Here is a 13643-nt window from a genome sequence, read left to right on the forward strand (position 1 = left end):
ATTGCGGAGATCGCGTTTTTTAATGAGGACTTGCAGTATTTAATTTGCGTTCTAAATAAATACATGTAAATTACCCTGCTAAAATGAAATGTTATGGTAAATCAAAATAATAAAATTCCAACATGGTTTACGGTCGTATCGATTCTGTTTTTACTGTGGAATTTAATGGGATGCATGGCCTTTTTTAGTCATGTTATGATGCCGGAAGCTATGCTTGAAAAAATGCCGCAGGAAGAGCAAGAATTGTATGCTTCAATTCCGTTGTGGTCGACCATTGCCTTCGCATTAGGTGTATTCGGAGGTGCTTTGGGATCTATTGGATTGGTGATGAAGAAGAAGTGGGCCAAATCATTATTCTGGCTGTCGCTTTTAGGGGTAATGGTCCAGACTTTTCAGAGTTTAGTATTGGCTGATACCTTGACTATATATGGATCTGGTGCTGCTTTATTGCCGCTATTAATCGTGCTTTTAACCGCTGTTGCAGTTTGGTTTGCGCAATATGGAATTACAAAACGTTGGCTTAAATAAAAGGTGAGTTTAATCAGATTGTTAGCGTGCTAATATGTTGTAAGGCGATCGAATATTACCTAAACCGCAACTACCTTTTTCGACTCTGTATAATAAATTTCCCCACTTACTTCAGGATATCCCACACTTTTAACCAAGTCGATATATTGCAATAACTGCTCAATATGTTTGGGTGATTCTTGTCCCGTTTTAAAGTCAATTATTTTGGTGCTTTCTGGTCGAATGATAATCTTGTCAGGAATGAGGATTTTACCCATTTCGGTGATGAATTCTTGCTCGTTTAATACTTCTACGTCATCAAAATATGTAGCGAAATGGTTGTCTTCAAAAAGTGAATTAATTTGATCTTTTATTGCATCAACTTCTGTCGGAAGAATGATGCCTTTTTTTAATGCAGCATCCAATTGCTGAGGTAAATCTGCTAAACTGCTAATTTTAGAAAGAATTAAATGGACTTTAGAACCAAACATCCTTTTTTCATCTAAATGGTGAATGTCCCAAGTCTCTGCGCTGCGGAAAGACAGCGTAGGCTTGTCCATTTTTTTACTGATTGGTTTTACTTCGTAATTGGCAATATGTGTGCTCGTTTTCTCATGCTTCTCTTCAAAACTGCCGTATTTATAATAGTCACCTTCAATTTGTCCAAGTGGAGGAGCACTGACATAGGGTTGAATCCAAGTTTTTGCCGGCGACTGCCTTTTCTCAGCATCACCAATAATGAATAAGCCATGCTCTGCACGCGTGAATGCAACATATAATAAATTGATGTTATCTAAATTGAACTTGGCCTGTTCTGTTTCAAATAAGGCCGATTGATTTGTTGATTCCAAATCTTTGGTCATATTTAAAAAGTATGCCGGCAATTTTTCATCTGTTTCTTCAACCCAAGCAATTTGTTTGTCTAAACTCATTTGCCAGTCAAAATTGGCACAAATTACAATTGGGAATTGTAATCCTTTTGATTTATGAATGGTCATTACTGTAATCGCATCGGCGCCGTCTGGACTGATGATGGACTTTTCGTTGCCCATATCATAATACCAATCAATAAAATCACGTAAACTCGAGCTATTGTTCCGCTCGTATACATGAACTTGTTCCGCTAATGTTTGTAAATATGGATTCTGATTCAAATCGAATTCGAATGTTGCAATCAATGCATCTACAAATTCATACATATTGTGAAATGCAGTAGGCAATTTTATTTCATACCCTAATCCACCGAAGATTTGCTGAATTGATCTATTGTACAATGCATCTCTTTCAGCAGGAATGATTTCACGAGGATCTTTTTTAGTGAAAATATTGGCATAATGTTCAAGTGCCTTAATCTTAAAATTACTCTGATTAGGATAAACGATAGCTCCAATTATACTGGTCAAAAATTTAACCGAATTATCTTTCGATATAAATAAACTTTCACTAGAAATTACATTGAAACCTTGCTCAGCCAAATGTCTCGCGATTATCGCCCCAGGTGCTTTTCTATAGGCCAAAATACAGATGTCCGACAATAGATATCCTTTTGAAATTGATTCACGAACAACTTTACTGATATAGTTCAACTGCTCTTCCTCCGTTAATTTGGGTTTGATAAAAGCTTCAACATAACCTTTGAATTTTTTAGTAGGCGTTTGTTTTATATCGTTGTAAATTATTTTTAAAGATGGATCCAATCCTTCAGCAACGTGACTAAAGAATGAATTATTGAATTCAACTATTTCCGGAGCAGAACGATAATTTTCATTTAAAGGTAAACGCTCTCCTAAGTTTTCAAATAGGGGAGCAGCCTCGTTTAAAGTGGCTATATTTTGAGGGTTGTATATTTTATTCGGTAGACCGGTAAATTGTTCAACCTCTCCATTTCTCCACCTGTAAATGGCTTGTTTACCATCCCCAACTATTAAATTGGTTTGGGCTGATGCCAATGAATTGTGTACCAAAGGAATCATATTGATCCATTGCAGATGAGAAGTGTCTTGAAATTCATCCAAAAGAAAGTTCTCATAACGTACGCCTAATCGTTCATAGATAAATGGCACAGGTTCTTCAATAATTATTTCAGATATTTTTTTGTAAAAATCGGTAATTAATAGGATATTTTCATCCTCCTTTATTTGTTCAACCATCTCCAAAATATATTTCAATAAAGAGAGGTTGTTGAGGTTCTTTAATTTTTTCTTGTTGAGTATATAATGTGGTTGACCCGTTTCTAATAATTCAACGATTTGATTGAAGTATTGGATGATTAAAGGTGCAATTGAATCTGCGGTACCCACATTGGCACTTGATTTATTAATAATGTCATTGTCGCTTACATTACCTCGAATAGTTTTGCTCGGTTGATCGGTATATTCTCCCTTAACCATTTTATTAAAAAAGGCTAAAATCGAACGACTCTTACCTTTAAAATCCTCAAAATCTAATCCTTTTGATTTCGCTAAGTCCAATGCTTCTTGCCCATTTCTGGCAATTTCATTTTCAAACTTTTTTACGTCTGCTGTTAATGATTTTTGAATCGATAAGAAATCTTCAGAGGATAATTTCTTTAATTTTTCGATGGCACTAATCGCATTCTCCTTAAACACTTCATCACTAAACTTGAATAATTGCTCGGAAAAATTCCACGATTTATCTTCAGCGAGATTGGTTTGTGCATAATTAAGCATCAATTTACTCAATTCTTTATCGCGTCCAATTTGGTCGAACATTAAATCCGTTACTGATTTTCGCAACTGTTTAATGTCTAATTCCACATCAAAATCAATAGATAAATTCAAATCTTTCGCAAATGTTCGAATGATTTTATGGGTGAATTTATCAATCGTCATTACCGAAAAAGATCCATAATTATGTAAAATCTTATTCAAAATAATATTGGCTCTCGCTTCAATTAATTGGGGGGATAATTTTAAGTTTTTTGCCGTTGCTGCTAAAAACTCCAATTCTGAAACCGATTTTTTTTCAAAAGGAATCTTCAATAGAATTAAACTATCTAAAATTCGTTCTTTCATTTCCGAAGCCGCCTTATTGGTAAAGGTCATCGCAATAATATTCCTAAATTTTAAGGGGTTTTTATTATTGAGTATGATCCTTAAATATTCTTGCACCAATGTGTAAGTTTTACCACTTCCGGCAGAGGCATTGTAAATTTTAAGGGGCTTATTCGACATAAAAATAATTCAACAGATTTGGACTAAATTACAAAAAATGACCTCAAAAGATTCGCTGGCTACTTGAATATTCTTATATTCATAGCAATGAGAACTTTACAACTGATTTTTTGTATGAGTTTATCAGTATTAACCCAAGCCCAAATTCTCCCACAAATCGGTGCGCGTTCTATCGGCCTTGGATCAACTGGGCTAACTCAAAATGATGTTTATGCAATGCAAAATAATCCTGGTGCTTTTGGCGCAATGGATAAATCGCAAGTGGCCATCAATTACCAGAATAGATTTTTAATTTCTGAATTATCTAACCAAACTTTAGCTTTCGGCTATCATACCAAATCAAAAGGAAACTTCGGTTTGTCTGTTCAGCATTATGGATTTAACCTGTATAGGGAAATGCAAACGGGCTTTACTTATGCCACACAATTGGCAAGACGATTTTATGGAGGTATAGCTGTCAATTGGCATCATATAGCTATTGGTGAGAATTACGGGAATAAAAATTTTGCAACAGCTTCTTTGGGTATCCTTTATTATTTTAATGATAATATTAGTTTTGGTTTTAATGCTAAAAATGTGGCACGAGCAAGATTGGCAGATTATCAAGATGAGCGCTATCCTACCACATTTGGTTTAGGAATATCTTACAGTTTTACGAAAGATTTATACTGGAATTTTGAAGCGGAGAAATCGATAATTCATCCTTTAAATTTAAAGTCCGGAATAGAATATCAATTGCATGAAATGTTTATTGTGCGGATTGGCGCCAATTCATATCCTTTTCAATCTTCATTCGGATTTGGGGTGAAGTTAAAGCGTTTTCAATTCGATATGGCCAGTCTGTGGAATGCAACATTGGGACTGAGTCCGTCAATGGGCTTAAAGTTCGATTTATAGGATGAGAACCTTATTATTCATATCAACTTTTGGAATTGGCATAATTTGTTTCGGTCAAGAATTAGTGAAAGAACAAATTATTGAAAGAAGAATTGAATTCATCGGCGATTATTTTGAAGATTCAGATTTGGACTTAACGACTTATTTTGATGATTTAATGGGGTTTTTAGAAATGCCGCTTAATCTGAATACTGCCAATTCGGACGACTTATTTCGTTTGCAATTATTGACTGATATTCAAATTTTAAACTTGATTAATTACCGTACAGAATATGGAGATTTAGTCAGTGTTTTCGAATTGTCAGCGATAGAAGGATTTAATCCAATAACCATAGAGATGATGTTACCCTTTGTATCTGTGTTGGTATCGGATAAAAAGAAAATACCTATTGGGCAATCTCTGAAATATGGAAGACATGAAATTATAAGTCGATACGAACGTAATTTACAGCAAAAAGCAGGTTATGACGAAGTAGCAGACAGCATACTTGAAAAATATCCGAATAGAGAGTATTTAGGCAGTGCTGATAAATTGTATTTCAGATACCGATTTACTTTTCAGGATAAAATAAGTTGGGGCATCACAGCAGAAAAGGACGCAGGTGAACGATTGGCATTTAATGAGGATTATAAAGGTTTTGATTTTTATTCGGGGCATTTATTTTTGAAAGATGTATGGAAGTTTAAGAAAATTGCAATAGGTGATTACCAAGTGAATTTTGGGCAAGGTTTAACTTTTTGGACGGGGTTTGGATTGGGTAAAACCGCAAATATCAGTAGTGCCAATCGACATGCAGCAGGTTTAAAAGCATATACATCAGTAAACGAGAATCGTTTTTTACGTGGAGCAGGATTCAATATTGAAGTGAAAGATCTAGATTTTACAGCTTTTGCTTCTCACCGAACAATTGATGCAAATTTGGGTGATATTGATTCGTTAAACGAAGATTTTGCACCAGAATTTACTTCTTTTCAGCAAACAGGTTATCACAGAACCGCGGGGCAATTAGAAGATAAAGATGCAATTACTGAAAACTTAGTCGGTGGTGAATTGGCATATAAGAGAAAGAAGTTTCGGATAGGATTGAGTGGTGTTTATAGCCAGTTTAGTCAAAACTATGCGGGTAATCCAGCGGATTATAATAAGTTTAAATTTAGTGGTAACGAATTGTTCACTGCGGGTTTGAATTATCGTTTTGTCTACCGGAAGTTGAATTTTTTTGGGGAAACGGCGATGAGTGATAATTTAAAATTGGCTTCTGTAAATGGCATAACATGGCAAATGAATAGTCGTTTGGATTTTATGTCAATCTATCGAAACTATGACAAAGCCTATCAAACTTTATATGGGGCTGGATTTGGAGAATCATCAAGTAATGCTGGAGAAGTTGGGATATATTTTGGCGCCAATGCAAGGTTATCATCTAAGTTTAATTTTACCACTTATTATGATCAATTTAAGTTTACCTATCTCAAATGGCAAACAGATGATTATAGTGAAGGAAGAGAGTTTTTTGCTGAATTGAACTATTTTCCTCGACGGTCTAGTCATTTTTATGTTCGACTGAGGAATAAAATAACAGAGCGAAATAGCCAATTAGATCATTCAGGCCTTAAAAGTCAAACGGAGGTGAACAAAACGTCAATCCGTTTTAATTATAGTCAAGAAATTAATAAGCGATGGACTATAAAGACTCGGGTAGAATGGGTTAACTATCAATTTGACAAAGATATCGCAAATGGTGTTTTGTTTTTTCAAGATGTTATTTTAAAATTGTTTAATTTACCAATGAAGATATACTGGCGATATGCTATTTTTGACACAGATTCGTACGATGCTCGAATTTATGCTTATGAAAATGATTTATTGGGTGTATTTAGTATTCCTTCTTATTACAATAAAGGAATTCGAACATATCTGATGTTGCGGTATGATATTGGAAATAAAATTGATGTTTGGTTAAGATATGATTTATGGTCTTATGCCAATCAAAAGGATATTTCGTCTGGTCTAGAAAAAATTAATGGCAGCGAAAAATCAACCGTGAAAATACAATTGAAGATAAAAATATAATGGGAATATTTACTGCACCTTCTACCAATTATGAGAATTATTATGAGGAAGCGGCTTTCATTTTAACATGGAAGGTTAGTGTTTATCTTGTGTTTACAAATTTTTTCCTCACAGTAGCAACATGGTTTTTAACTTTTCAAATTTTTTTGATCACGTTGGGCGCTTGGGTGATGGCTGTTACTTTCTTGGTATTTCTAAAACTAACAGGCAAGTACAAAGTAATAGGATATAGTTATCTTGTTGCTACAACTTTCCTGACCTTTTCATTGCTACATATCGATTATTTTCAGTTTAATATTGTTGAATTGATCTTCATGTTTATGACCGTTTTTTATGCTTTTGTAGTTTTCGGGATTCAAATAGGTTTGATCACTCTTGCATTACAAGGATTTTCGTACATCAATTATATTTTTTCTTTTATGAACTCGGAGGTTACCTTGTCAAGAAGAATACCCTATTCTCAAACTGAATTAATAGCCTTTGCAACATGTCTTATTATTGTAATATTTTTAATGGCTATGATGCTTGTTGAGTACGTAAAGCTAAAAGAGAAATCAGAATTAAAGTACATCCAAATTAATTCAGACTTGACTGGATTAAACAAATTAATGCAGCAAAAGACCACTGAAAAAACGGTGATGCTCAAGGAGATTCATCATAGGGTAAAGAATAATTTACAAGTGATTTCAAGTTTGTTGCGCTTACAGTCGTATGAAATTGATGAAGAAAATACGCGTGTCCATTTTCAGGATGCAGTAAATAGGGTTTCAGCAATGGCTTTGATACATGAGAAAATGTACCAGAATGAAGATTTATCCAAGATCAATTTAAAAAACTACATCAAAACACTTTCAGACGAGTTGTTAAATTCACTCGGGCACAACGTTCCGGTGTCTATTGATGTAGAATCTGATATTGAACTCCTAAATACAGATAGTTTAGTTCCGCTTGCATTGATTATTAATGAGCTAATTACAAATACAATAAAGCACGCATTTCTAGAACAAAAAACGGGTGTAATCACTGTTGATGTTAAGAAAATAGATGACAATTATTTTCAATTGGTGTATGCAGACAATGGTGTTTGGAAAACTCCAAAAAGGAAGAATTCTTTTGGCTTGGAATTAATTGCTTCTTTGGTCGATCAACTGGAAGGCTCAATGAACTTCTCTATTGAGAATGGTAGCACGTATAAATTTATATTGAAGGATTTATAACCAAATCTAAAGCTGCATTAATTTGCACATCACTCGCTGTTTGATTAATTACGGCATCACCAATTCCTTTTAACAAGGTAAAATTGATTTCATCATTTTCATTTTTCTTATCGTTCAACAATAGTTTTGTGATTCTTGGTTTATCGGTAGGACTCAATTTAATTGTTGGATACTTTAATTGAATAAAATGGTTGATCTCGTTGAACTCTTCCTGGAGAATCATCTTTTTACTTAAAGCGATTGAAGCCTCAGCCAATATGCCCCAAGCTATTGCAATTCCATGTTGAATAGGTTGCTCTATTTCTAACATAAATCCTTCAATTGCATGTCCGATTGTATGACCGAAATTCAATTTTTTTCTATCGCCTTTTTCAAATGGATCTGCTGTGACAATATCAGCCTTAATTTGAACGGAAGCTTGAATGTATTCGTCAAAATTTTCAGGTAAATTATTTAAATCTAAACTGGTGAGTTGATTCCAGTATTTCCGATCTGCAATCAGTCCATGCTTTATCATTTCAGCATATCCTGACAGCCTTTCAATTTCAGGCAATGTATTGATGAAGTTAGGGTCAATGAATACATGAGAAGGTTCATTAAATAACCCTATTTGGTTTTTAAATGGTCCTAAATCGATACCTGTTTTTCCTCCAACTGAGGCATCAACCTGCGCTAAAATAGAGGTGGGAATATTGATAAAGTTAATTCCACGCTTAAATGTACCCGCTATAAAGCCACCCATATCTGTAATGACACCACCACCAATATTAATCAGCACATCATTCCGCGTAATTTCATATTCGCTTAAGGCATTCCAAATATGCGAGCAAATTTCAAGTACTTTATTGTCTTCACCAGCTGGAATTTGAATAATTTCTGCTTCGGCAAGACCTTCGAAATTTGTGACGAGATATTCTATCCAATGATCAAAAACATTTTCGTCGGTTAGAATGATTTTTTTCGACTGGGCATATTGCCCTGTCAGAATTAATTCGTTGAACACAGAAGAAGAGAGGTCACCGAAATTAATGGGGATGTCTTTATAAATAATTTGACTTTTCATTGGAACAAATTTACAAAAATCGAGTGGAGGTATTAAGCTTCTAATTCAAGGAATTTAAAAGCGTCGCCATCAAAAAGACCGAAATCACTTAGTTTTATAGACGGAATTACGAGTAATGCCATGAATGATAGCGTCATAAATGGCGCTTTTAGTTCACTACCTAATCGTTTTGCAGCAGCATCTACTTTTTCATAGTCTTTGCCAATTCTATAAGCATCTAAACCACTCATTATTCCAGCTATTGGTAGGGGTAATATTTCTTCAATGCCTTCGCCTATCGCAACAATGCCACCTTTACATTTTATAACATGATTGGCCGCTTCTGTCATTGCTTTATCGTTGGTGCCTACTACAATGATATTATGAGAATCATGTGCCACTGTTGATGCAATAGCACCACTTTTTAAACCAATATTTTTAATGAATCCTATGGCAGGTTTCGCTTTTTTATAACGATTAATTACAGCAATTTTTAATATGTCATTCTCGATATCCGAAACATAATGACCGTCCTCAACTTTAGCCGGCAAGGTGAGCTTTTTGGTAATCAATTCACCATCTAAGGCTTCTATTACATTTATATTCTTAGTCTTCGCTTCAACTTTAAAATCAGATATTTCAATTTCATCAATCACAAAATTATTGGGTTGATGAATCAATACCGATTCAATTTTTGGTTCGCCATTTTCAGCGACAAGTTCGCCGTTAATATAGGTTTGTATCGTTTTAAAGTCGATTAAATCCTCAAGTACAATAAAATCAGCAGCATCCCCAATTTGCAATTGTCCAATTTCTAAATTATAATGTGCGATAGGATTGATACATGCCATTTTTAATACATCAAATAAGTCATACCCTTCTTTAATTGCTCGCGCAACAACTTGATTGATATGTCCCAATACTAAATCGTCTGGATGTTTATCGTCCGAACAGAACATCATTTTATCCGCATGATCCTTAATTAATGGAGCGAGGGCATCGTAATTTTTAGCAGCCGAACCTTCGCGAATTAGAATTTTCATTCCTTTTTCTAATTTTTCTAGCCCCTCGTCGTATGAAAAACTCTCATGATCAGTTAATATACCTGCAGCAATATATTTACTCAAATTATCACCACGTAAACCTGGCGCATGACCATCTATCGGTTTATTCGCCGCTTTTGCAAAGGCAAGTTTTTGTAGCACTTCAGCATCATCATATATCACCCCAGGATAATTCATCATCTCAGCCAAATATTTAATGCGATCATCAGCCATTAACCTTTCAATTCCTTTGGCATCAATCACAGCACCTGCAGATTCGAATGTTGTAGCTGGCACACATGATGGTGCACCAAAATTGAAGTGAAATGGTACTTGAGCGGCGTTGTCTAACATGTATTTAACGCCATCCTCACCTAAAACATTCGCAATTTCATGCGGATCAGAAACAGTTCCAACAGTTCCATGACAAGTCGCAATTCGAGCAAATTCGGAAGGAACAAGCATCGAACTTTCAATATGAATATGTGCATCAATAAAACCGGGTAGGATAAATTGATTCGGTGCTGACGATAAAGGTTGAATGGAGATGATGCGATTATTTTCAATCTCTATTTCACCTGGATAAATGTTCTTTTGTTGAATATCAACAATTTGGCCTTGAATTTTCAAAATTTATTTTTTTACAAAGTTAATTCTTTTCGTTTGGAGAAGAGAACGAATTTTAGAATTCATCTTAGAGCTATTGTGATTTAAAATTTTAACTGCACATTTGCATGTAAAATTATAATCTTTGATATCTATATTTGCGTATGATTACTTTCGACAATACTGAGATTGCATTTGCTGGTAAAAACGACCGGGATTTGCAATGGACATATCGCTTGTTCCAATTGATTGGAAAGCCTTGGTTAGTAAAGCTGAGCAAGGTGGGGACTGAATTGGCATTTAAATTAAAATTGCCGATAAATGGTATCATAAAGAAAACCATATTTAAGCATTTTTGTGGTGGTGAATCTATAGATGATTGTAGTAGGAAAATTGAAGAGTTAGCAGCTTTTAATATTGGTACAATTTTAGATTATTCTGTTGAAGGAAAAAGTACAGCAGGTGACCTGGATAGAACCAGAGATGAGATTATTGCGTCAATCACTGCTGCAGCAAATAGTGATTCCATTCCTTTTGCTGTATTTAAAGTTACTGGTATTTCTAAGACAGATTTATTGCAAAAGTCAAACGATGGTATTGTTGATTTGAATGCGCAAGAAAAAGAAGATATGGGAATGGCAATGGCGCGAATAGATGCCATTTGTGAAGCGGCATACGAGGCTGGTATTCCTGTATTTATTGATGCTGAAGACAGTTGGTTCCAAAAAGCGATCGATAGAATTGCGGAAGCAATGATGGCGAAATACAATCGTGAAAAACCGATTGTTTATACAACTTTACAAATGTATAGACACGATAGAATTGCTTATTTAAATCAATTGAAAGAGGATAGTATTGCAGCGAATTATTACCCTGGTGTTAAATTGGTGCGAGGAGCTTATATGGAGAAGGAAAGAGAGAAAGCTGAAAAAGAAGGATATCCATCTCCAATTCAACCGACCAAAATTGCAACCGATCACGATTATAATTTGGCAATGAAATTCTTAGTTGAAAATATCGATCGCTTTGCCATTTGTGCTGGCACACATAATGAGGATAGTTCGCAGTACTTGATCGAATTGATGGAGAAAAACAATATTGCCAAAGATAATCCAAGAGTTTATTTTGCGCAATTATTGGGAATGAGTGATCATATCTCTTATAATGTTGCGTATGCCGGATATAATGTCGCTAAATATGTACCTTATGGTCCAATAAAAGAAGTAATGCCTTATTTATTAAGACGTGCACAAGAGAATACTTCGGTTGCTGGGCAAATGGGGCGTGAATTGAGCTTGATTGTTAAAGAAAGAAAGCGTAGAAAATTAGCGAAGTAATAAAGTTTTAATATGGCAAATCAAATATGGATTGGAATTTCGGTATTGCTGGTCTGTTTGATATTGTCTATTTTAATTTGGTTTAATTTTAAGAAAAAACGCTTTCATTTAACTTTGTGGTTGGTGCTTCTTTTAGGTGTTCTACTACGAATCGTTGCATCAACTGATAGCCAATTACATTTATGGGATGAACGTTATCATGCCCTTGTAGCGAAGAATTTAATTGAACATCCACTCACACCGACATTACACGAAAATTTAATATTGGAGCATGATGATGCCAATTGGGTGGGCGGTCATATTTGGACAGCTAAACCCATTTTTCCGCTCTGGATAATGGCTGGATCCATTCAATTTTTTGGAAATAATTTATTGGCCATCCGCCTGCCTTCTGTGATTTTAAGTCTACTGGCAATTTGGTTGACTTTTTTAATCGGTAAAAAGCTATTCAATGAAAGGGTCGGTTTAATCGCTGCATATTTGCATGCCATTAACGGATTGATTATTGAATTGACCGGAGGCAGGGTTTCTTCTGATCATGTTGAAATGTGTTTTATAGTATTGGTCGAACTCGGAATTGTTTTTGCGCTCAATGATTTATTCAAACAGCCTCAAGAAAAAAAGAGAAATTGGTTGTTTTTTGCCGGTCTAGTAACGGGACTGGCATTTATTTCTAAATGGTATCCGGCTTTACTTGTTTTCCCAGTTTGGTTAATTGGTTATAGTTTGTCTGATGATTTTAATTGGAAAAGTCTATTGAAAAAAACGAGTGTGTTTTTTCTTGGATTGGCATTAACCGCTCTGCCTTGGACGCTCTACATGCTCTTTAATTATCCCGATGAAATGTTCCGAATTCTTTTTAATGCACTTTTCGCCTATTCTGAAACAGTGGAGGATCATTCAGCTCCCTTTTATTATTACCTCTATAAACTCCCAATTATTTTTGGTGAAGCAATTTATTTCGTCTTGGGCTTTTTTATCTATCGACAGTATAAAGTCAATAGCAAAACAATGTGGATCATTCTGGCCTGGATCGGTATTCCATTACTTATTTTCTCCTTGGCAGAGACCAAACGATTTACCTATATTTTAATCGCAGCTCCCGCATTTTTTATAGCGACTGCTTATCTCATTAATTATCTGCTAGAACTATTGCCGCAAAAAAAGTCGAAAGTTTGGATTGGTTTGGCTTTGTTGGTACTTATTCTGCTGCCGTGGCGATATGCAATTGAACGAACAAAAATGTTTGGTAACAATGAAGAATTGACTTTGTTTTATAAAATGGAAAAAACGGAATGGTCGCGATTAAACGATAAAACGATTGTTTTTGGTACGGATGATTATATCGAAATGATGTTTCATACAGATGTGCACGCCGCTTACCGTAAAATGCCGAATCTAGAATTGTACAATGAATTATTAGCGGATGGTTTTGTTTTGCTAACGATCGATGAGCTAAAATTCATTCCTTTATCAACCGAACGAATTAATAATTTCTAATTTCTTCGTAACGATTAAAAAAGAGATTTTTTTATATAATGTCTAATATATAATTGTCAAATGACTAAAATCTAATATGCGATTTGATGCGTGTCATGGAAGTGTTTCCCGCTGATGAACGCAGATTTCTGGATTTGATACGTGTCATGGAAGTGTTTCCCGCAGATGTACGCAGATTTTTGGATTTGATACGTGCATGGAAGTGTTTCCCGCTGATGAACGCAGA

At 34.9% G+C, this 13643-nt stretch carries 9 protein-coding genes; 6 read left to right on the forward strand and 3 right to left on the reverse strand.

What is annotated here, in order from left to right; all coding sequences use genetic code 11:
* Positions 1-93 precede the first annotated feature (93 nt).
* Entirely contained in the window at positions 94-528 is a 435-nt protein-coding gene (locus T367_RS0101795) for a hypothetical protein (protein ID WP_027418312.1), read from the forward strand.
* 59 nt (positions 529-587) lie between these two features.
* On the opposite strand, the gene T367_RS0101800 is transcribed toward T367_RS0101795, so the two are convergent.
* Positions 588-3701: a UvrD-helicase domain-containing protein gene (locus T367_RS0101800; protein WP_027418313.1), complete on the reverse strand. Its 3114-nt coding sequence runs from the start codon at positions 3699-3701 to the stop codon at positions 588-590.
* A 114-nt stretch (positions 3702-3815) separates the two neighbouring features.
* Between T367_RS0101800 and T367_RS0101805 the strand changes: the two genes are divergently transcribed.
* From T367_RS0101805 to T367_RS23545, 3 genes are read left to right on the forward strand one after another with little or no spacing between them, the layout of a single operon-like run.
* Complete coding sequence (locus tag T367_RS0101805; protein WP_027418314.1) at positions 3816-4598, forward strand: PorV/PorQ family protein; 783 nt, start codon at positions 3816-3818, stop codon at positions 4596-4598.
* Position 4599: 1 nt separating this feature from the next.
* Positions 4600-6672, forward strand: a complete 2073-nt coding sequence (locus T367_RS0101810; protein WP_027418315.1) for a ComEA family DNA-binding protein — start codon at positions 4600-4602, stop codon at positions 6670-6672.
* Complete coding sequence (locus T367_RS23545) at positions 6672-7889, forward strand: sensor histidine kinase (protein WP_051568280.1); 1218 nt, start codon at positions 6672-6674, stop codon at positions 7887-7889. The genes T367_RS0101810 and T367_RS23545 overlap by 1 nt, the downstream gene beginning before the upstream one ends.
* On the opposite strand, the gene aroB is transcribed toward T367_RS23545, so the two are convergent.
* Together aroB and ade are read right to left on the reverse strand one after the other, a co-directional pair.
* Positions 7870-8952, reverse strand: coding sequence for a 3-dehydroquinate synthase (aroB, locus tag T367_RS0101820; RefSeq protein ID WP_035842033.1), 1083 nt, complete (start codon positions 8950-8952; stop codon positions 7870-7872). The two genes, T367_RS23545 and aroB, sit on opposite strands and share 20 nt — an antisense overlap.
* Positions 8953-8984: 32 nt before the next feature.
* Positions 8985-10604: an adenine deaminase gene (gene ade, locus T367_RS0101825; RefSeq protein ID WP_027418317.1), complete on the reverse strand. Its 1620-nt coding sequence runs from the start codon at positions 10602-10604 to the stop codon at positions 8985-8987.
* Between the two features lie 140 nt (positions 10605-10744).
* On the opposite strand from ade, the gene T367_RS0101830 reads away from it, so the two are divergent.
* Together T367_RS0101830 and T367_RS0101835 are read left to right on the forward strand one after the other, a co-directional pair.
* Entirely contained in the window at positions 10745-11917 is a 1173-nt protein-coding gene (locus T367_RS0101830) for a proline dehydrogenase family protein (RefSeq protein ID WP_027418318.1), read from the forward strand.
* Positions 11918-11929: 12 nt separating this feature from the next.
* A complete protein-coding gene (locus T367_RS0101835; protein WP_027418319.1) occupies positions 11930-13417 on the forward strand; it encodes an ArnT family glycosyltransferase in 1488 nt (495 codons plus the stop codon).
* Positions 13418-13643 lie beyond the last annotated feature (226 nt).

It is taken from the genome of Crocinitomix catalasitica ATCC 23190 (assembly GCF_000621625.1).
Classification (GTDB): Bacteria; Bacteroidota; Bacteroidia; order Flavobacteriales_D; family Crocinitomicaceae; genus Crocinitomix; species Crocinitomix catalasitica.